Source organism: Lysinibacillus sp. NPDC096382 (genome assembly GCF_044762845.1).
Lineage (GTDB): Bacteria > Bacillota > Bacilli > Bacillales_A > Planococcaceae > Lysinibacillus.
The window spans coordinates 192226-211988 of record NZ_JBIWFC010000002.1 but is presented as its reverse complement, the minus strand read 5'-3'; the positions used below and the strand labels follow the sequence as shown (position 1 = coordinate 211988).

Here is a 19763-nt window from a genome sequence, read left to right as displayed (position 1 = left end):
TATATAAACCAAAAAGAAATAGTTGTTGATGGATAAGACCAATCACAGTTGGATAAAATATTAGTGAACTTAAAAAGTTCAAATTTCAAGGATTGGGAGGACTAAATATGTCATCTGAAATGGGAGAAATACATCGTACTGGTCGAGACATTAACGACGTAATAGTACATTTTGGTGGGCAAGCCGAGAGTGTTTTTAGTTCATTGGCTGAACAAGGTCGACTTTCAATACAAAAGAAAGCAGACGAATTAGCTGTACAGTATCTTGAAAGTAATCCTAATCCAGACTATTATGATTGTGTTGAAATTGTAGCAGAAGGCGTTTTGACAGCAGGGAACGAAATAAAGGCTAGCAGTGGTTCTTGGGGAGAATCAGTAGATGCCGCACTTGGTGCTGGTGTTGCAATTCCAGCTGCAAAAATAGCTTGTAAAAGAATAACGATGTCTTAACATTAATTTTTGAAAAAGCGTAGGCGTAAAAAGCTTATGCTTTTTGATATATATCCTCTCCTCGATAGTAATTTTGGTTGTCAGGACATTCTTGTCTATAATATCTGTAGTATGACAAGTCCGATCAATAGCTGCCTATTTAGCAGACAATGAGTAAGCTTCGCAACGTGTGGAATTAGAGCTACCAGAAACAGGCATATGCAGTAGTAATCTTTCCAATCAATCAAATACATGTTGTTAATTATTCGACTGTTAGCGAAAGCTAGCAGTCCTTTTAATAAGGGGCAAATGGATTGGACACATTTTTTCAATGAAACAAGGAAATCTAGTAGAGGCGTTAAAAACTATCAAGAAGGAATCAAAACAGGGATAGCATCTTTGAAACAAATGTACCAAGTGAACAAGTATGGTGAAAGATATCATTCACCCTTGCGTTTTGAAGCAGAAGCACATAATAGAGTGGTTGGTTAATTTCACCTTTACGCTCTGTTTATTCGAGTTGGAGAAGTAAGGATATATAATTCGAATGATAGTATAGGGAAGGGTTGCATCAATGTTGTTTAAATTCTAATAGTGAAGAAGCAAGTTTTTTGGACGCATCTTTTTTTGCAAGCAATACATCAAGTATTCAATTACATAAAAAATGGGCTTTAGAATTGTTGGTATAAGAGAAAAAATTGCTCAGTTAACTGGAAAATGGCATGAACTATAATAATGGCAAAAAGAAGTGGAAAAAATTCAAATAAAAATTTATAAGTTGGTAACTAAACATGTTTTACAGTGAAGCCCTCTACAAAATGATTTGTAGAGGGCTTTTTCCAATAATTAATTTTTTACAAATTTAATCCAAATCTCTTTAATTCAATGAAAATACCTTCCAATTGTTTTCCTTTTTCTGTTAACGTATATTCCACACGAGGGGGAACCTCCGGGAATACCTTTTTATTCAATATCCCATGATCTTCTAGTGTTTTAAGACGGAGTGAAAGTGTTTTCGGGCTAATTCCATTCATTGATTTCAAGAGGTCACTGAATCGCATTGTTCCTTCTATAAGCAGATCGCGAATAATTAAAAAAGTCCATTTAGTCCCAATCACATCGAGCGTTTTAGCAATGGGGCAAGTCTCACCTGGTGCTCCTTTGGTCAACACTACTGGTTCAATAACACTCATCTGAAGCATCCTCCAAAAAAATTTTTTGATTAATTTACCTTATCATATCACAATAGTATACTTCCAGAAACTTTATGAATTAAATATCACTACTTCCATAAATGAAGTTACTATATTTATAATATCGTTGTACTTATAATTTAATCCCTTATTGAGGAGGTGATCAAAATTATTGCAAGAAATCAACGTAACAAACTATCGTTTGCAATCAATGCTTTTGGTAATCATGGATATTCTTCCAGATGAGCAAACAATTTGAATTTCAACTTAGTGCTGTAGGATTATTGGTTACAAGCTACACGCTAGGCGGTACTTTAAGAACTGAATTGAAGGAGCAAGCAAAAGATGAAAAATATACTTATTATTAACGGCCATCAGAAGTATAGATCTGCTGAGGGGACATTGAACCAAACACTCATGAACAGTATGGTCAGTTTTTTAAGTGACAAGTACAATGTCAAAACAACAATTATTCAAAACGGATATAAAATCGAAGAAGAGCAACAAAAATTTATATGGGCTGATATTGTCATTTACCAGACACCTATCTATTGGTTCAGTGTCCCGGGCTTATTGAAGACGTATATGGATGAAGTATATACTTATGGTTTATTTTTCAAGGGTGCTGACCAGTATGGAAAAGGCGGATTATTGACTGAAAAGAAATATATGTTTTCGACTACCTGGAATGCTCCTGAAAAAGCATTTAACGATCCAAGTCAATTTTTCGAAGGGTGTAGCCTAGAAGATGCCTTAAGTCATTTACATCGTATACAGAAATTTCTCGGATTGAAACCTTTAAAGAGTTTCTCTTGTTATGATGTAGTCAAAAATCCGAAGGTTGAAAAGTTTGTCTCCGAACTTGATAGACATCTACAAGAGGTATTGAATTTTTAATCTATTAAGTAAACCTATAGGGGGAAGAAAAACATGTTTAAAGATAAAAAAGTTGTAATTATCGGTGGAAGCTCTGGAATTGGTTTAGAAACAGCTAAACAGCTAATAGCTGAAGGGGAAGAAGTAATCATTGCCAGCCGTTCCGAAGATAAATTACGGAATGCAAAAGAGCAATTAGGAGTTAGAGCAACAGCTTATACTCTAGATATAACGCAAGAACAGCAAGTCCTTTCTTTCTTTGAAAAAATCGGGCAGTTCGATCATCTTGTGGTAAGTGCGGCAGAAACATCCGGCGGGTCATTCCTCCAAATGGATACAGCCCAAGCCCGACAACTATTTGAAAACAAATTTTGGGGACAATATTATGCAGCGAAATACGGTGCTTCAAAAATTTTACCAAACGGTTCAATCACTTTATTCTCTGGGGTTGTAGCCTACAAGTCTATGGTTGGTTCAGCAATTCTAGGTGCAGTTAATGCGGCTGTTTCGAATCTAGGCCAGACCTTGGCATTAGAGCTTGCTCCAATCCGAGTAAATATCGTTTCTCCCGGTATAATTGATACACCTTCCCGTAGCAAAATGCCAGAAGAAGCACGTAATAACTTCTATAATTCTGTTGAAAACAAACTTCCTGTAAAACGAATAGGAAGAGCTGAAGATGTTGCACAAAGCGTACTATACTTGCAACAAAACAGTTTCGTGACTGGAACCGTTCTTCATGTAGAAGGCGGTCACATTTTAGCTTAAGCCAGCAAATGATTTCCCAACTTACTAAGTAAATCTATATTTTTTAGACAGTTCTACCAAATGTACATCAAAAGGTGAAATACTAAGGTTAGATTGAATAATGAAAGATATCCTCCATGTTAAGATTAAAATGCCACCACAGTAAAAGCATATTTCATATTTAAGACTTCTTTTAGTTAAGAAGCTGCTGGCAATTTAAAGGTAAATGTCAATGCGGCTCAATCTGAACATATGGGGGATGACTGACTTACTAGAAATTGAAAGAATTCACATTAGAAATAAATATCAAGGAAAAGGACTTGGAAAACATTTAATTAACAAAGGGATGGAAATAGCTGTAGCACAAAACAAAAAAAGCATCTAGTTAGGTGTTTGGGAAAAGAATGATAATGCCATTGGTTTTTACAAGAAAATAGGTTTTATCCAAACGGGAGCTCACTCTTTTTATATGGGTGATGAAGAACAAATTAATAATGGTAATAATGAAACACGTATTATGGAATTTAATGAGCGCCGTACAAAAGCATTAGCATTACAGTGTAAGCAACTAAAATACTAAACGCCTGTATACATTAACAAAATGACAGGCGTTTAGTATCTAATAGACGTCTTCTATTGATCGGTCTTAATTGATACTCCAATTTTATATCCCTTAGTAATCTAGAACTTCGATTTTGTCTTCTCTTAATTTTACTCAGATCATAAAATAATCTTTGGTAATCGTTTCTTTCTGGAAATCCTTATATATATTAATCATAAGAATATTATCAAAAATATGGCGAGTTATTTTTTTTTGAAGATATTTCAGCATTAAAAATCATACATAAAGTTTTAATCCCCTGTTGTAATTGTTGTTCACTCATAAATGAAAAACTTAATCGTAAATGACATTTTTCATGTTCTACTGGAAAACAAGCAGAACCTGGTAAAAATGATATGAGATTTTTTTTAGCTTCTATAAGAAGTTGATTTGTATCCATCCAATTCGGAAGAGTAATCCATATGTTTAGTCCCCCTTTAGGTACCATCCACGTAATCCCGTCAGGAGAGTATTGTGATAGTAATTCGAGTGACAAATCCCGTCTTACTTTTAAGGCTGTTCTTAATTTTTTCATATGATCTATCATTTTCTTTGAAGTAATAAAGGGTAATAATGACTTTTGTGTTAGTAAAGGACTACCCAAATCTGCATTAGATTTAGCAGCCAGTAGACGATTGAAAATAGAACCTGATGCTGAGAGAATTCCAATTCTGCAACTTGGAGCTAGCGTTTTACTTAACCCTTTTAAATAAATTACATGACCATAATTATCCATACTTTTAATAGGGGCAGGGGGCTTTTTATCAAAATAAATCTCACTCCATGGGTCATCTTCTACAATAATACATTGAATACTTTTAGCGATTTCTAAAATTTGTCTACGTCGCTTATGTGACATAACTACACCAGTGGGGTTATGAAAGGTAGGTATTGTATAAATAATCTTTGGTTTGTATTTATCACACAAATTTTGAAGTATATTTAAATTCATACCATCACTATCTACTGGAACAGTAAGTATGGTAGCCCCTCTTCCTCTAAAAATGTCTATCGCTCCTGGATACGTGGGACTTTCCATTATCACAACATCATTTGGACCAATAAATGTTCGAGCAATAAGATCTATTCCTTGTTGAGATCCATTTGTAACTAAAAGGTTTTCAGGTGTAGTAGGAACATCGAATTGTTTTAAATAGTTAGACATTGCTTCTCTCAGTTTATACTCACCTTGGATTTCACTATATCGAGATAATATCCTTGGATTTTCAGAAAGCATTTTATGAATTTCTTTTTCTAAATATTGGTTAGGGAGAAGCCCTGGGTCAATCATTGATGAAGAGAGTTGAATTTCACCTTGAACGTGATGAAAGCGAGAAAACTGCGCTCTTGGGAGATAATCTTGTATCGATAACTGCCAATTAAATGGTGGTTCATCTGTTTTTGAATTACTTACATCTGATTCGTCAATATTCACAAACGTTCCTTTTCCTTGAATAGAAATAATAAAATTTTCTTTTTCGAGTTCTTTATAGGCTTTGACTACAGTAACAAAGCTAACTTCTAATTTTTTAGATAATTCCCGGACAGAAGGTAACTGGCTTCCTTCTCGTAATAGACCCGATCGTATATGGTCAACTATTGATTGGAAAATTTGTTTAGAAAGAGAAGTCTCTGATTTTCGTTGAATTTCAATATGCATGTCTATCCTCCATAAAGTGTTATAGAAGTGTATTGAGTGTTATACCTAGTTTCGGTATAAAATAAGGTGATTCAAATGAACACATTATAACATTAGGGAGGATGCTTTGCTATGTATACAGTAGGTAGGTGAGTTATATGAAATTACGGAATATTTAAACAATTATAAAAAGTAAACAGGAGGGTTTATTTAATGAAATATTATGTAGTGGATGCTTTTGCGGAAAAAATATTTGAGGGTAATCCTGCAGGTGTTTGTATTATGGATGAGTGGCTGCCTGAAAAAGTGATGGAGAATATAGCTATCGAAAACAACCTTTCTGAAACAGCATTTGCTGTAAAAGAAAAGAATAGAGACAGTTATCATTTAAGATGGTTTACACCTGGAGGAGAAATTGATCTTTGTGGACATGCTACCATAGCTACTGCTTATACTATCACTAACTTTTATGACAAAGAACTTAAAAATATCAGATTTCAAACTAAGAGTGGAGAACTGCTTGTTGTGAAGAAAAATGATCTTTATGAATTAGATTTCCCAAGTATAAAGCTTAAAGAATATACATTGACAAAACAGATGGTGGAAGCACTTGGTATAGAACCTGTAGAAACTTTTTTAGGTAGAGATTTGGTGTTTGTACTTGAAAAAGAAGAAGATGTACGCAACTTGTCTCCTGATTTTACTAAATTAGCGAAATTTCCGGAGGGACTTGCTGTTTTTGTGACTGCAAAAGGAAATGAAGTTGATTTTGTTTCTAGAGCCTTTTGGCCAAAACTAAATGTAAATGAAGATCCAGTTTGCGGTTCAGCACATTGTAGTTTAATTCCATTATGGGCAAAACGACTAGGAAAAAATGGAATGATTGCTAGACAACTTTCTAAACGTGGTGGAACACTATACTGTAAATACAACGATGTTAGAGTAAAGATTAGTGGCTCAGCTGTTTTATATTCAATTGCGGATCTACAATTATAAAAGCGAAAAAGACTTCAAAAAAAAACAATTTTCAAGATTGTAAAAGATAAGAATGGTGATTTTAAACTATGAATACCAAAGGTTTTGACCCAGAAAATTTTTTAGCAAATCGTATTAAAACCATTAAGCCATCAGGTATTAGACGCTTTTTCGATTTAGCTTATCAAATGGACAATGTTATATCACTGGGAGTAGGTGAGCCTGATTATGTAACGCCATTAAATTTTCGTGAAGCAAGCATTTTATCATTAGAGAAAGGTTACACGGCTTATTCTCCTAACGCTGGGCTTATTCAACTTCGAAAAGAAATTTCTGACTATTTATACAATAAATTTAATGCAAAATATTCATTTGAAAATGAAATTTTAGTAACTGTAGGATCTTCTGAAGCTCTTGATATTGCTATAAGAACTATCGTTAATCCTGGTGATGAAATAATAGTGATAGAACCTAGCTATGTATCGTACTCTCCAATTATTGAAATGGCGGGTGGAAAAGTAGTAACTATCCAAGCATTGGCTAATTTTGATTTTAAGCTCCAACCTGAGCAATTAGAAAAAGTTATAACAGAAAGTACAAAAGGAATAATCATTTGCTCTCCTAATAATCCCACTGGAACTGTCCTAAATAGGAGAGACCTTGAAAAAATTGCTGAGGTAATAGTAAAACATAATTTACTGGTCCTTTCGGATGAAATTTATGCGGAAATTTCTTATGATGCCCCCTTTACAAGTATGGTTTCCATCCCAGGTATGAAGGGTAGAACCATTTTAATAAATGGATTTTCAAAAGGTTTTGCTATGACAGGATGGAGATTAGGGTTTGCTTGTGGACCATCAGAAATTATTCAAGGAATGTTGAAGGTACATCAATATTCCATAATGTGCGCTCCTACAATGTCTCAATTTGCAGCCATAGAAGCTTTAAGAAATGGACGGGGGCAAGTTAGAAAAATGGTACAAAGTTATAACGACCGTAGACGTTATATTGTTAAAGAATTCAATGAAATGGGACTTTCCTGTCATTTACCAGGAGGAGCTTTTTATGTTTTCCCAAATATTTCTTCAACAGGCTTATCAAGTGAAGAATTTGCTGAAAAACTACTAATAGATGAACATGTTGCTGTAGTACCAGGTTCAGTATTCGGTAAAGGTGGTGAAGGGTATATAAGATGTAGTTATGCTACTCGTTTTGAACTTTTACAAGAAGCCATGCTACGAATTAAAAGATTCATAGATAAAGAAATTTTATAAAATATTTATCCAACAGAAAAGAAGTGACATTAAGAAATTGAAAATTCATTATGCGTGGATAATTGTACTAGTCATATTTATAAATCTATTGGCTGTTCAAGGCGTTCGTTTATCATTTGGTGCATTTATTGAGCCTTGGGAAAATGACTTTCAATTGGACCGAGGAACAATTTCACTTATCTCAACAATTAGTTTTATTGTTTATGGGGTATCACAACCATTTATTGGAACATTAGTTGATAAGTTTGGGCCGCGCTTAATACTTTCATTAAGTACTATTCTAGTGGCAATTAGCTTTTTATTGATCGCTTTTGTCAATGATTTTTGGCAATTGATGATTATTTACGGACTATTTGTATCAATTGGGGTTGGAGGAGCATCAAATGTAGCTGCAACGGTAGTTGTTACAAACTGGTTTAATAAAAAACGGGGACTTGCTTTAGCAATAGTAGAAACTGGGTTTGGTGCAGGGCAAATGTTACTTGTACCAGGGTCTCTTGCTTTAATACATTGGATTGGTTGGAAAGGAACTGTTAGTGTATTAGGCTTAATTCTGGCCACAGTAATCTTTCCAATAGTCTTGTTTTTCATACGAAATAATCCTGAAGATAAAGAGTTGGAACCTATAGGAGGCCATAGTAAAGAAGACAGTACAAAAATTAAAAAGAAAAAAAATAACACATTTTTTAATTGGGAAGTTTATCGAAAAAAACAATTTTGGTTCATTATTTTGCCTTTCGCGATTTGTGGTTTTACTACAACAGGATTAATGGACACTCACTTAATCTCTATTGCACAGTTATGTGGTTTTTCAACAAGCATAACTGGCATAGCAGTCAGTGTTTTAGCCGCATTTAATATAATAGGAATAATAATTTCAGGTGTTATAGCTGATCGATGGAGTAGTCGTAAGTTCCTAATTGTCTTATATATAATTCGGCCACTTTCTCTTTTATTACTTTTCGATAATAGTAATCCTTATCTATTCATAATTTTTGCTATGATTTTTGGTTTAGTTGATTTTGCAACTGTAGCTCCTACTCAATTATTAGCAACCCAACATTTTAAAAATTATTCAATAGGTTTTATTATAGGCTGGCTATTTCTTAGTCATCAAATAGGTTCTGCATTAGGGGCATATGTTCCAGGTCTAATGTATAATTTCCATGCCAATTATAATTCTTCTTTTTATCTATCGATAATTATTTTATTAATTGGTGCAACTTTCACCTTTTTACTTCCTGAGCAAAAGACTCTAGAGAAAAAAAAACAAAGTACTATTTAAGTATGGGAGATTAACATCTAATTTAAATGTGTGCTTTCATTTAGGACATGTAAATAATTTAGTTTATTTTACTTATGTTGAATAAACAAAATGCGACAAGATAAACATTAATAGAAGACACCAAAGTCTAAAGACCATTCAGCAGATCTATATATTAGCATTCACCATGATGCTTTTGAGGATACAAATGTAAAAGGAATAACAACTCATTATGGAGTTAATAAAAGAAAAGATAAGAAATTGGCTAAAATTGTACAAAAAGCTATTTTTAATCAAAATATAGATACTCGCGATAGAGGTGTTCAAGGTAGCGATTACCTTGTTCTAAGAAAAAATTCTTCACCAGCAATTTTAATTGAGTTAGGCTTTACATCTAACGAAGATATGAAAAAACAATGAATTCAGCAGAATTCCAAGAAAAAACGCAACAGGGTATTGTTGATGGCATCATTGAGTATTTTACTAGTTAACAAAATTACTAAATTGAAAATACAATTCTTTCTATGATTTAATCAGAAAGAATTGTATTTTTTGTATGTTCAATTGAATTAGTAAAAATAGGAGAGTTTTGTATTAAAAAAAGACGTAACATATCCAGATTATCTTAACATTTCCTTTAATTTATCTATCCAGAGACTTCATTAAATTCCCCACTATTAAACTAACGACGCAGGTTAGCTTAACAAGAAACACTGAACTAAGCTAAGTAGTAATCTAACAAAAGCCTCAATTGCTCATATATAAAAATTTCTTCTAAAGGTTTAACGATGTAAAAAGCAGAATTACGATTAAAACATTTTATTAGGAGAGGAGCTATGCATAACTTGTCAGGAAAGGTTATTCTCATCACCGTGGGAAGCTCAGTTATTGGGCTAGCCACGGCCGAGTTGATGACATCTAAAGGGGCTAAAATAATTATTAATTAAAATGTTAAGGGGGCGATGGAAGCCGTCCAATGAATTCAAGAAAAAGATGGATACGCCATTGCCAATTCAAGCTAATGTTAGTAATTAAGAAGCAGTGAACTCGATAGTTGAACAAGCTATTTCATTTGGCAAAATTGACGTTTTAGTTAACAACGCTGGTGGTGGCATACCCCAACGTACATTTATGGATATGAGTGAAGAGCTATGGGAAAAAGTTCAAATTACATGTGTAAGAAATGTTCTCTTATGTTCTCAAGCAGTATTAAGACAAAATGATTTCGAGAAAGGCGAAAAATTATGAATGTCTCTTCAGCGGCTACACGTATTAAAGGGACAGAAGAAAGCATTCATTACGCATCTGCTATAAGGAGCGATAAATGCTATGACCTCCTCCTTATAAAGTGGATTGACCAGTAACCTCTATCTATCTTGTCATTCATATCTTCGCTTGTTATACGGGATCACTTTGCCCCCAACCAGCCTAATCAGGTGTTAACAAGTAGGGGGCGAACAGTTTAGTTATCGGGATCAAGACCCATGGGCAGGTCCGTTCTACCCCGGCTACTATCAATCTATAAATTGAATAAAAACAGTCAACAAAATTTATCCAGTTGACCTTATAATCCGAACGGAGCAAGTTTATTGAATAGCGTCGTTTGACTTGTGCTCAACAATCGGGCCATAATGTGGAATAATAAAATTCGTTATTATTTTAATATGTAGCAGACTTAGTAATTACATTTTTTTATTTTTTAAACAATAAGGAGAGGCAATATGGAAGTAGTATATTTTGCAGGTGGATGTTTATGGGGAGTACAAGCTTTTATAAAAACTTTACCTGGAGTTAAGTTTACAGAAGCAGGAAGAGCTAATGGGACAAGTCATACACTTGAGGGTGATTATGATGGATATGCCGAATGTGTAAAAACAAGATTTGATCCGACAGTTGTAACAATCAGAGAATTAATGGGGTATTTATTTGAAATCATTGATCCATACAGTTTGAATAAACAAGGACAGGATGTTGGCGAGAAATATAGAACCGGAGTATATAGTGAAAAGCCTGAACACTTAAAAGAGGCGAAGGCGTTTCTTTGTGAGAGAAATGATTACGACCTTATAGTTGTTGAAGTATTACCTCTTACAAACTATATGAGAAGTGCAGAAGAACATCAAGATCGGTTAGCTAAATGTCCAAATGATTATTGTCATATTCCAGAAGAAATATTAAGTAGGTATAAGTAAGGGAGATTATTAAAAGTTGGTTTATGGCATCTTTAGTTTTCAGAAATACTTTACCCTATGATAAGGGGAGCAGAACTGTTTAATCATTTCAACGATCGGGCGCGATTGTTTAATTAGCGTCTCTGTTCTTCTTATACTCCCATGAAAATAAAATCTCTGGCACTAAAAAAGTCTCCATGCTAAAACAAACGCGACCTTTATATTCAAAAAAATGGTAGCGCCTAAAAAAAAGATCTGGTTTAGTCAGAGAATACTTTAAAGATGTTCGATTTGCGATTGCTCCCGGTGCCGGTTATGGCGTTTGGGGGACACAGTCAGGAAAAGACATTTTAGTGCGTAATGGCGATGCCTTATTTAAAGGGAAACCAATTCCTGATGAATATACATCAACCGAGAATAATATATCCAGTTTATTCCATCTTGTAAAAAATAAATAAATTCAACAGGGTCACTTGGGTCAGAGTAACCCAAAGCCTAAAAGTTATGTGCAGAGCTAAGCTAATTTGCTTAACACTACTATAATTATGTTGCGATAGTATGATTTGTATAGTGGATGGCCTTATAAATCGAATAAAAATAAAAAACAATAACTCGAGGTTGTTTTACAGTTTTAAGGAAGTGTAAGTGGAATTTTTCAGAACAATATGAGGAAAGAAACTAAAAAAGGGTCACTAGGTTGGAAGTGACCCTAAGTAATAAATGAGGGAGGATGTGACGGTCAACCAACGCCACAACCTAATAAGTGCGTGCGATACACTCAATACTAATGTGAGCAAGTTAAGGTTAATTATACATAAAAAAAGCCACAGCGTATGACGACGCCAAGCTTAGAATCGGTAGATATTGGGATAAATCGCCATCACATGTATAATAAAGGGATAGCGTGTGCGATAACAGTTTGGAGCGATGCAATAAGTTGCTATCCCAAAATAAATATTGTAATTGTAATCGAGAACATTACAACGCAATAAAAATGGTCATTTTCTAAATCGGAGTGACCAATTATAGCCCAATAATATTTTAATGTTTTGACATGAAAAAAGTTGCGAAGATGAAATTTATTGGTGACACTAATATTTTATGCTCCAATAGAAAAATATTGGTTTTTACATTTATAAATGCAATAAAAAACTGTGGCGCTCGCCAACGCCACAGTCTATATAAGTGTATGCAGTACACTCAATATTAATTTGTGCAAATTGTTACCTATATATAAGTAATAGCATCCGTTGCTGGTCCTCATACACTAAAGTTCAGAATTGCTTCCCCTTTACGGTTTAGTAAAAGCAAAACGCCCACTTGGGATAAAAGTGACCCTTAGAACCAAGGTGAGTACCTGATCTTTTTGTGTTCATAATAATAAGATGAAGCTACTTAGTTGCTTCATCGCTAAGATTCTTCTCAGAAACTTCTTTAGTATAAGCATTTACAGTTTTTTCTTTAGCTTCTTTTTGCTCACTAGCTGGAGCTTCTTCCGATGCCGCTTCATCCTCATTACATGCAGTTAGTATTAATGTAGACAATACTCCTATATAAAATATTTTCTTCATTGCATAACCTCCTTTAGTATTATCATTCTGGTGAATGTATTATTAATATACAGATAAATGTAATTAGTTATCTGTTTTGCTATACCTATACTCGGGTATTTATCTGTAAGTAGAGGACAACTTTTAAAGAATCCAGTACCGTATTATTACTTGTTGGAATGGTAGGAGTAAAAAAATGTTCAGTGCCTTTTTACAATTGGTTAGAGCATCGAAATACATAAAAATAACCCAAAAAATGTTCAGTATAGTATTAGCTCTATTTCCAATACTAAACCTGTATTAAAATAATATTTAATTAAGGAAGGAGGCTTTTATTAGTGAGATTTCTAACATGGGGAGTAATAGGAGCTGTTATTTTAAGTGTAGCTAGAGGAATGCAAAATGGCACTTTTCAACAGTTCACAAAAAACATTTCAAATAAGTTAAATCTACAGAATGCTCAACAAATGATGCAGCCAATACAACAGATGACACAACCGTTGCAGCAAATGTCTCAGCCTTTACAACAGATGAACCAATCTTCACAACAATCGAAACAACCTCAACAACAAACAAATCAATCTTCACAACAAATGAACCAATCATTACAAAATGCAGCCGTTAACACATCAACTGGTAATTCATCAAAATAATAATGTATACAAATGAACAATTGCTATGAGATGAGAGGGTTTTGGTGGGAAGAGTAATTTTATCGCATGAGTATTATTGATATCCATCTACAATATGATTAATGTAGATGGAGAGTGATTATTTATGAAGAAGTTATCTATAATATATTGCGCAGCAAACGGTAAGGGGCATGTGATTAATAAATTTGAAAATACGATACCTGTATTACCTAATGTAGGAGATAAAGTAGGGTTAGGAAATGCATTTTACAAAGTAGAAAGACGGGACTTTGTATACGTAGAAGAATCTAATACTGTAGAAGTATATATTTACTTGAATTAATGCATAAAGTCACGTCCAACAAGGCGTGGCTTTTTATGCATTTAATATTTCTTCACTTATTTGAAAACTTTACCACCTTTAAACGATTTCAAATCAAACGTTATACAATTAGAAAGATTGAAAGGGTTAGGAGATATTCATAAGCCTTTTTGAATGCTTCAATAAAAGAAAAGTTAAGACAAGAGACTACAAAAGGTTTTATTTTCTAAAATGGTAACTAAGCAACAACACATAGAATAGTTTCGAAGTAACTAATATCTTTAAAGGAGTTGTCGAAGTAAAACGTAACTTAGAATTCCGAATACGGTTACTGATCATTATGAGGTTCAATCGAAAGAAAGTGTGCATTAAAAAGAACCGCTAACATTTAAGTTAACTGTTCAAAGGGTTCTATAAAAAAGATTAGGCATTCATATTAACAGATTTTACTTGGTAATTTTTTTCAGAAGTATCTACAACAGCAGATATTTTCTTATTCTCATTACCAACAACATGACCTTCTAAATATACTTCATGTGTTGCATATTCACCTGAAGAACTAACTTCATTTATTGTAACATCGATATTGTTTTCATTTTTAAAATGCTCCACAGTAGTTTGTATGGCTTTTTCTTTAGTATCTGACCATGCTTCTTCACTAAATTCCTTAGGCATACCTTGATCGATAAGGAAAAAAGCCGCTAGAGCTAGAGCAATAGTACCAGCAAAAATAGCTAAAATTTTTATTCCTTTGTTTTTCATAAAATATCTTCCTCACAACATATTTTCTTAATTTAGTTTTGTATCAAAAATATACTGAACACTTTTAGGGTTTCATATCGGAATTTTCAACTCGATAATTTTATTTAGAAGTATCAAGTATCTACAACAGGAGATACTCTTTCTTATTCTCATGACAATAAGAATTTGAAGCACACCGGAGAAAAATCTTAATTTTCCCATTCACATTTCATCAGTAATTGCTCTCCATTTAATTCTGCTGATAAATTCCCATCCATCTTTATCATTAGACTTTTCGCGATATATAATCCTAAACCTGTACTTCGTTTAGTCCTTGTTTGATCAACTTTATAAAAACGATCAAAAAGAAGAGGGAGGTCTTGTTCTTTTAATTCTTTAGCGGGATTCATTATATTAAGTTGAACCGATGACGAATTATTCACAAGTTGAATAGTAACATTGCCACTCGAATGTTTAATCGCATTGGAAATTAAATTTTCAATTATACGTTTAACAGCCGATGAATCGCCCGTAATATAAATTTCATCCTCTGGAATAAGGATTGATGGTTCTATTTGTGCTTTATTGAAATCATCATAAAAACCAATTAAAACTTCAACTAGCAATTTATTTAATTTGATATTTTCCACTTTTAATGGATAATCAGCTGATTCTATAGTCGATAGTTCAAAAAACTCATCTAATAAAACCTTTAATCTCAGTGCCCCATTTTTAATGTTCTCTTGGTATTTTATCCTCTTCTCAGGACCAATATCATCGGATTCTAAAAATTGTATATAACCTAAAATAGATGTCATTGGCGTACGAATATCATGCGAAATATTTGCAATTGCCTGCTTCATTTCATTTTCAGTTCTTAATTTCTCAAAAATTGCTTCATTAGTTAAATCAATTTGGTCATTAATATTTTTTGTTAAATTCTCAAGATCTTTGTCATAAAAAGTTAGGTCTATTTTCTTTGAGATTACTTTATTGTTTAACTGATTTAATTGTTGAGTAACTCGTTTTAGTTCCAGTTTCAATAAGTAAAAGCGAATGAGGATAAAAAATACAGCTATAACAGATATAATTACTATATAGATCATCATTTTCACTCGCCTTTCTTTTTTTATTTAATTTCTTTCTTTAGGAATGTAAAAACTCCTAATAATCCAAATACCAAATACGTTAGTATAGGGATCAGTGCTAATTTAAATACTTCTATACTGTCCATAGCATTTATATTAATGATGTCATATGATAACTTAAATACTGAATAATTATAAATATATTCAAATAAGGTGAACTTACTAGCTAACATGAACATTACAGCATCGAATAGTAAGAATATTAAGATTAGTGAGCCGATCGTTTTGCCACTATCCGTGAACATTGTTGCAAATACCATCATAATTGATGCAAATGCTGCTGCATACAACATAGTAAAAATAATTATTTGAACAAAGTACTTTAAATCAGGCATATCGTTGAATTGAGCATAAATAGCACCAGTTCCTGTCATAGCAATTGGTAATATTAGTGAAAAAATGATTGCTCCAAATGAAAAAACCATTAGTTTGGAGATATAAATTCTAATTCTGCTATTGCCCGAAGATGCAATACTTTTCATTGTACCCATAGAATATTCACTAGAGATGAAATAACCAGCTAAAAGACATGGGATTAACTTTAACACGTAATTATTCCTACCAATGATACTTATAAATAATTCGTTAACGCTTAATTGCTCTACTTTATAAATACTCGCTAAAAGAGGAAAAAGAGCAGCAATTATCATCAATGCCAGTGTCAGTTTTCTAAACGATCTATCCTTTTTTAACTTAAATAGTTCTGATTTTAATAGATTATCCATGCTGAACTCCTCCAATTAGCTTCGTAAAATAACTTTCTAAATCTTGACCCATTGACTTAAACTGTTCAATGATCAACCCTTCTTTAACTAATGTTGCGGAAACTGTGGCTGGTTGATCAAGATACTTGTATAGTCTAATCACACCATCTGGCATGACTTCAAAATCATTAGTAGAAAGCACAGTTTCAATTAAGGTTGCAGCTTTTTCGGTATTATCAACCTTAATGTGGATATATTGCTGACATTTCTCTTCTAGTTGTTTAAGTGTCATTTGCTCAATCAATTCTCCCTTATGAATGAAGCCATAATGAGTAGCTAACAAATGAAGTTCACTTAAAATATGACTTGAAATCAGTATAGTAATGCCTTTTTCACTATTAAGTTTTTTTAACAACTCTCTTATTTCTACAACACCCATAGGATCTAATCCATTAATCGGTTCATCGAGAATTAAAAATTCTGGATCTCCTAAAAGAGCAATCGCAAGACTAAGTCTTTGTTTCATACCTAAAGAAAAATTCTTCGCCTTCTTTTTCCCCGTATCATGAAGACCAACAAGTGCTAGTGTTTTTTGAACACATTCTTTACCTGGGACGCCTTTTAAAAGTCTATGTGCTTCTAAATTCTCAGCAGCTGTCATATGTGGATATATTGCTGGTTGTTCAATCATAGAACCAATACGTTTTCTAGCTTGAATTAACTTCCTTTCATTCGTTTCTCCAAACAGCTCTACTGTACCCGATGTGGGTATTGCTAATCCAGTCACAATACGAGTTAGCGTGGATTTACCTGCACCGTTTTGCCCAATAAAGCCGTAAATAGAACCTTTTTCAATCGATAGATTCACTTTATTTAAAGCAACTTGATTTTTATATTGCTTTGATAATTGATTTGTCTTAAGTACATAATCTTTCATATACTTACCTCCCTTACTTGATATACCTAGTATAGTAAGAAGAACATAAGAGAAGCTTAAGTTAAATCTAAAGAAAAGCTTAAGATTTAAGACGGTAGCCCATTCCCCAGATCGTTTCGATATATTCAACACCTGGACTAGCCTTAGAGAGCTTACTTCTTAAATTGCTCATATGAACATTAATGGTATTATCATCACCATAATATGGTTCATTCCAAACATTTTCAAACAAGTTCTCTTTCGTGAAGATTTTGTTGGGTGATGACAGAAGAAGTACTAAAATATTGTATTCACGAGCTGTAAAAGCAAGTGATTTCCCCTCCACAACTACTTTTTTAGCTTCTGTATCAATCACTATGTTTTTGTGACTTAATTCTTTTTTCGTCGGAAGTACCTGCATACGTCGATATCTTCTCAAATGGGAGTCAATTCTCGCTGATACTTCATCAATATCAAACGGTTTCGTAATGTAGTCATCCGCGCCCGATCTTAGCGCATTAATTTTAGTTTGCTGTTCCAGTTTTGCCGAAATAATAAGCACAGGCGTATTACTTTTTTCAGCTATATTTGAAAGAATTTCTTCTCCATTTATACCAGGAAGCATTAGATCTAGTAATACCATATCCCAATTTTGTTTCTCCAAATAAATCATTGCTTCTGTTCCAGAGAAAGCCGATTTAGAAACATAGCCACTTTTTTCAACGATACTACATAATAATTGATTGATATCATTATCATCTTCAACAACTAATATATTGATTAATTGTGCCACCATTATCAACTCCTTTAACTATGAGGCTTGTCTATATTACATAATAAATCATTAATATTCAAACATAGTATTACCTAATGTGTTTGTTAACTACTCTTAAAAAACAATGATTGTACGGTATCTAAAATAATATGAACAAACAAATTGAAATTCCATTAAAGAGAAGGGACTGTTCGCACTATCAAGCTCATTCAATAAAAGCATCTCTGCCTTCTTCGTAGATGCTTTTACTATTGGTTTTTATTTTTTTCTGTTGTTTAAACGACTGATAGTAGGGGGAGGAGCATATTTACTTTCCCATTTTGAAAAAATCAAAAAGATTCCTATGAAGGATTCGGTACTCCTAAATGAATCTCGATACACTTTATAACGTCATTTTTATCGTAAAAATAAAAAAGTTAAATAACTTAAACATTTTTTAGTAGCAAAAATATTTGTCCTTTAACAACCATAACGGAACGTATACATTTTATATGCACCTTATATCAGCTTAAATTAATGTAAAACTCCAAGATAGAGCGAGACTTATTTTAATTATAAAAAATTGGGGATGACTAACTGTGTAAACTTTATGTCCTTTTACAACAGATATTACAGGGGATGAATTAAAGGTGGTTGGATAAGAAAGTGGATATTTCTATTAATAGAACGAACAACAGCGATTCTTCATTATCTAAAGATTTTTCAGATTAAAGTAGTATATTGAAATTTTAAAGAGCAAATAAAAAATGTAAATAGTTTTTTAGCAAAAACGGAACAGCATCTCATTTTACAAATTGTTATAATGAATTCGCCATACAGAAGAAGGTAGGTTGATACATTGAATTACAATGATGACATTAAGCGTAGTATCACATATATTGAAATGCACATTAAGGAAGAACTTACCGCTAATGAGATTGCAGAACATGTCGGCTATTCTGTTTTCCACTTTTGTAGAGTTTTCAGTTTGTATCAAGGAACACCTCTTATGGATTTTGTTCGTAAAAAAAGATTAATTCAAGCTAGAGGAGAACTTCTATCAAACAGAAAAATCATTGACATTGCTTTAGATTATGGTTTTAAAACAGCAAGTGGATTTTCCAAAGCGTTTCGGAAAGAATTTGGTTACAGCCCAACTGTTTATATTGCTAGAAACAATAGCTTGAGCAGAAGCGAAAATATGTTAAAAATTGAAAGTTGTAACATGAATCCTACCTTTACTAAAAAATCTGCTTTTAAGGTTGCAGGTTATGGAATCAAAACCAATATCTCAAATGGGTATACGAAAGATATTGCTGCATATTGGGATACTTATACTGGTGAAAATCTAGAGAGCAAAATGTATGAACAATTGAATCCACCAAAGCATGGAGAAGTTGGGATTTGCGTTTCTTCACCTGATCAAAGTAATGTCAAATATTTGTTCGGTGTTATTGTTGATGATTATTCTAAGGTAACGTCGGATATGATGACAATTGAGGTTCCAAAAGCGGAATATGCCGTTTTCACAACTCCGCCTGTTGACAATGTTGCAACAGCAGCAACATACAATGCAGACCCATTATCAGAAGTTGTAAAGGCAACATGGAAATACATTTTTGAAGAATGGTTTCAAGACAGTGAATATGTTTTTGACGAAGCAAAAATAGACTTTGAATTTTACGATGAACGTTGTCATGGTTTAGAAAATGCAGTAATGGAAATTTATGTACCAATTAAAAAGAAATTATAAGTTTTAATCAATAAAATTGAGGTGCGGAAGTTTCTATAATCCAATTAAAATTCTTCCGCATATAAAATCGGAGGA

Annotated in this window: 21 protein-coding genes and 2 pseudogenes; 15 read left to right on the top strand and 8 right to left on the bottom strand. The window is 33.1% G+C overall.

Going from position 1 to position 19763, the window contains the following annotated elements; genetic code table 11:
• Window positions 1-107: 107 nt before the first annotated feature.
• Both ACIQZA_RS04810 and ACIQZA_RS04805 read left to right on the top strand, forming a co-directional pair.
• Entirely contained in the window at window positions 108-449 is a 342-nt protein-coding gene (locus ACIQZA_RS04810) for a hypothetical protein (RefSeq protein ID WP_400938268.1), read from the top strand.
• 288 nt (window positions 450-737) lie between these two features.
• Window positions 738-920 carry a hypothetical protein gene (locus ACIQZA_RS04805; protein WP_402880519.1) on the top strand — a complete coding sequence of 61 codons (183 nt, stop codon included), beginning with the start codon at window positions 738-740 and terminating at the stop codon, window positions 918-920.
• 362 nt (window positions 921-1282) lie between these two features.
• Here ACIQZA_RS04805 and ACIQZA_RS04800 read toward each other — a convergent pair whose 3' ends face one another.
• Window positions 1283-1621, bottom strand: a complete 339-nt coding sequence (locus ACIQZA_RS04800; RefSeq protein WP_402880521.1) for a winged helix-turn-helix transcriptional regulator — start codon at window positions 1619-1621, stop codon at window positions 1283-1285.
• 242 nt (window positions 1622-1863) lie between these two features.
• Here ACIQZA_RS04800 and ACIQZA_RS04795 point away from each other — a divergent pair, with 242 nt between their 5' ends.
• The 4 genes and pseudogenes from ACIQZA_RS04795 to ACIQZA_RS04780 form a co-directional block, all read left to right on the top strand.
• Entirely contained in the window at window positions 1864-1989 is a 126-nt protein-coding gene (locus ACIQZA_RS04795) for a hypothetical protein (RefSeq protein ID WP_402880522.1), read from the top strand.
• Window positions 1967-2518, top strand: a complete 552-nt coding sequence (locus ACIQZA_RS04790; protein ID WP_402880524.1) for an NAD(P)H-dependent oxidoreductase — start codon at window positions 1967-1969, stop codon at window positions 2516-2518. The genes ACIQZA_RS04795 and ACIQZA_RS04790 overlap by 23 nt, the downstream gene beginning before the upstream one ends.
• A 33-nt stretch (window positions 2519-2551) precedes the next feature.
• Window positions 2552-3265, top strand: coding sequence for an SDR family oxidoreductase (locus ACIQZA_RS04785; RefSeq protein ID WP_402880526.1), 714 nt, complete (start codon window positions 2552-2554; stop codon window positions 3263-3265).
• 180 nt (window positions 3266-3445) lie between these two features.
• Window positions 3446-3824 (top strand): annotated as a pseudogene (locus ACIQZA_RS04780) (GNAT family N-acetyltransferase); the annotation flags it as partial.
• A 208-nt stretch (window positions 3825-4032) separates the two neighbouring features.
• Here ACIQZA_RS04780 and pdxR read toward each other — a convergent pair.
• Window positions 4033-5505 carry a MocR-like pyridoxine biosynthesis transcription factor PdxR gene (gene pdxR, locus ACIQZA_RS04775; protein ID WP_402880528.1) on the bottom strand — a complete coding sequence of 491 codons (1473 nt, stop codon included), beginning with the start codon at window positions 5503-5505 and terminating at the stop codon, window positions 4033-4035.
• Between the two features lie 192 nt (window positions 5506-5697).
• Here pdxR and ACIQZA_RS04770 point away from each other — a divergent pair, with 192 nt between their 5' ends.
• The 6 genes and pseudogenes from ACIQZA_RS04770 to ACIQZA_RS04745 all read left to right on the top strand — a co-directional run bounded on the left by ACIQZA_RS04770 (window position 5698) and on the right by ACIQZA_RS04745 (window position 11189).
• Window positions 5698-6480 (top strand): PhzF family phenazine biosynthesis protein, encoded by a 783-nt coding sequence (locus ACIQZA_RS04770; RefSeq protein ID WP_402880529.1) that lies wholly within the window; start codon window positions 5698-5700, stop codon window positions 6478-6480.
• Between the two features lie 68 nt (window positions 6481-6548).
• Window positions 6549-7733 (top strand): aminotransferase, encoded by a 1185-nt coding sequence (locus ACIQZA_RS04765; protein ID WP_402880531.1) that lies wholly within the window; start codon window positions 6549-6551, stop codon window positions 7731-7733.
• A gap of 28 nt (window positions 7734-7761) precedes the next feature.
• Window positions 7762-9018 carry an MFS transporter gene (locus ACIQZA_RS04760; RefSeq protein ID WP_402880733.1) on the top strand — a complete coding sequence of 419 codons (1257 nt, stop codon included), beginning with the start codon at window positions 7762-7764 and terminating at the stop codon, window positions 9016-9018.
• Between the two features lie 126 nt (window positions 9019-9144).
• Window positions 9145-9488: pseudogene (locus ACIQZA_RS04755) on the top strand (N-acetylmuramoyl-L-alanine amidase family protein); the annotation flags it as partial.
• Window positions 9489-10038: 550 nt separating this feature from the next.
• Window positions 10039-10245 (top strand): SDR family NAD(P)-dependent oxidoreductase, encoded by a 207-nt coding sequence (locus ACIQZA_RS04750; protein WP_402880533.1) that lies wholly within the window; start codon window positions 10039-10041, stop codon window positions 10243-10245.
• A 473-nt stretch (window positions 10246-10718) separates the two neighbouring features.
• Window positions 10719-11189, top strand: coding sequence for a peptide-methionine (S)-S-oxide reductase (locus ACIQZA_RS04745; protein ID WP_400938279.1), 471 nt, complete (start codon window positions 10719-10721; stop codon window positions 11187-11189).
• 1370 nt (window positions 11190-12559) lie between these two features.
• Here the strand turns inward: ACIQZA_RS04745 and ACIQZA_RS04740 are convergent.
• Window positions 12560-12739, bottom strand: a complete 180-nt coding sequence (locus ACIQZA_RS04740; RefSeq protein ID WP_402880535.1) for a hypothetical protein — start codon at window positions 12737-12739, stop codon at window positions 12560-12562.
• A 317-nt stretch (window positions 12740-13056) separates the two neighbouring features.
• On the opposite strand from ACIQZA_RS04740, the gene ACIQZA_RS04735 reads away from it, so the two are divergent.
• Complete coding sequence (locus ACIQZA_RS04735) at window positions 13057-13371, top strand: hypothetical protein (protein ID WP_402880537.1); 315 nt, start codon at window positions 13057-13059, stop codon at window positions 13369-13371.
• 124 nt (window positions 13372-13495) lie between these two features.
• Complete coding sequence (locus ACIQZA_RS04730; protein ID WP_400938286.1) at window positions 13496-13693, top strand: hypothetical protein; 198 nt, start codon at window positions 13496-13498, stop codon at window positions 13691-13693.
• A gap of 402 nt (window positions 13694-14095) precedes the next feature.
• On the opposite strand, the gene ACIQZA_RS04725 is transcribed toward ACIQZA_RS04730, so the two are convergent.
• The 5 genes from ACIQZA_RS04725 to ACIQZA_RS04705 form a co-directional block, all read right to left on the bottom strand.
• Window positions 14096-14434, bottom strand: coding sequence for a phosphoglycolate phosphatase (locus tag ACIQZA_RS04725; protein ID WP_402880539.1), 339 nt, complete (start codon window positions 14432-14434; stop codon window positions 14096-14098).
• A gap of 188 nt (window positions 14435-14622) precedes the next feature.
• Window positions 14623-15522: a sensor histidine kinase gene (locus ACIQZA_RS04720; protein ID WP_402880541.1), complete on the bottom strand. Its 900-nt coding sequence runs from the start codon at window positions 15520-15522 to the stop codon at window positions 14623-14625.
• A gap of 20 nt (window positions 15523-15542) precedes the next feature.
• Complete coding sequence (locus ACIQZA_RS04715; protein WP_402880542.1) at window positions 15543-16286, bottom strand: ABC transporter permease; 744 nt, start codon at window positions 16284-16286, stop codon at window positions 15543-15545.
• A complete protein-coding gene (locus ACIQZA_RS04710; RefSeq protein WP_402880544.1) occupies window positions 16279-17202 on the bottom strand; it encodes an ABC transporter ATP-binding protein in 924 nt (307 codons plus the stop codon). The genes ACIQZA_RS04715 and ACIQZA_RS04710 overlap by 8 nt, the downstream gene beginning before the upstream one ends.
• 79 nt (window positions 17203-17281) lie before the next feature.
• Complete coding sequence (locus tag ACIQZA_RS04705) at window positions 17282-17977, bottom strand: response regulator transcription factor (protein ID WP_402880546.1); 696 nt, start codon at window positions 17975-17977, stop codon at window positions 17282-17284.
• Between the two features lie 817 nt (window positions 17978-18794).
• On the opposite strand from ACIQZA_RS04705, the gene ACIQZA_RS04700 reads away from it, so the two are divergent.
• The gene (locus ACIQZA_RS04700; protein WP_400938292.1) at window positions 18795-19688 is read left to right on the top strand and encodes an AraC family transcriptional regulator; all 894 of its coding nucleotides are present in this window, start codon (window positions 18795-18797) and stop codon (window positions 19686-19688) included.
• The last annotated feature ends 75 nt before the right edge of the window (window positions 19689-19763 follow it).

Bases quoted from the DNA above. Each gene is read 5' to 3' on its own strand.
- ACIQZA_RS04705 (WP_402880546.1), bottom strand. From the start codon at position 17,977: ATGGTGGCACAATTAATCAATATATTAGTTGTTGAAGATGATAATGAT.
- ACIQZA_RS04810 (WP_400938268.1), top strand. From the start codon at position 108: ATGTCATCTGAAATGGGAGAAATACATCGTACTGGTCGAGACATTAAC.
- ACIQZA_RS04765 (WP_402880531.1), top strand. From the start codon at position 6,549: ATGAATACCAAAGGTTTTGACCCAGAAAATTTTTTAGCAAATCGTATT.
- ACIQZA_RS04745 (WP_400938279.1), top strand. From the start codon at position 10,719: ATGGAAGTAGTATATTTTGCAGGTGGATGTTTATGGGGAGTACAAGCT.
- ACIQZA_RS04720 (WP_402880541.1), bottom strand. From the start codon at position 15,522: ATGATGATCTATATAGTAATTATATCTGTTATAGCTGTATTTTTTATC.
- ACIQZA_RS04770 (WP_402880529.1), top strand. From the start codon at position 5,698: ATGAAATATTATGTAGTGGATGCTTTTGCGGAAAAAATATTTGAGGGT.
- pdxR (WP_402880528.1), bottom strand. From the start codon at position 5,505: ATGCATATTGAAATTCAACGAAAATCAGAGACTTCTCTTTCTAAACAA.
- ACIQZA_RS04795 (WP_402880522.1), top strand. From the start codon at position 1,864: ATGAGCAAACAATTTGAATTTCAACTTAGTGCTGTAGGATTATTGGTT.
- ACIQZA_RS04790 (WP_402880524.1), top strand. From the start codon at position 1,967: ATGAAAAATATACTTATTATTAACGGCCATCAGAAGTATAGATCTGCT.
- ACIQZA_RS04725 (WP_402880539.1), bottom strand. From the start codon at position 14,434: ATGAAAAACAAAGGAATAAAAATTTTAGCTATTTTTGCTGGTACTATT.
- ACIQZA_RS04805 (WP_402880519.1), top strand. From the start codon at position 738: ATGGATTGGACACATTTTTTCAATGAAACAAGGAAATCTAGTAGAGGC.
- ACIQZA_RS04785 (WP_402880526.1), top strand. From the start codon at position 2,552: ATGTTTAAAGATAAAAAAGTTGTAATTATCGGTGGAAGCTCTGGAATT.
- ACIQZA_RS04800 (WP_402880521.1), bottom strand. From the start codon at position 1,621: ATGAGTGTTATTGAACCAGTAGTGTTGACCAAAGGAGCACCAGGTGAG.
- ACIQZA_RS04730 (WP_400938286.1), top strand. From the start codon at position 13,496: ATGAAGAAGTTATCTATAATATATTGCGCAGCAAACGGTAAGGGGCAT.
- ACIQZA_RS04710 (WP_402880544.1), bottom strand. From the start codon at position 17,202: ATGAAAGATTATGTACTTAAGACAAATCAATTATCAAAGCAATATAAA.
- ACIQZA_RS04740 (WP_402880535.1), bottom strand. From the start codon at position 12,739: ATGAAGAAAATATTTTATATAGGAGTATTGTCTACATTAATACTAACT.
- ACIQZA_RS04715 (WP_402880542.1), bottom strand. From the start codon at position 16,286: ATGGATAATCTATTAAAATCAGAACTATTTAAGTTAAAAAAGGATAGA.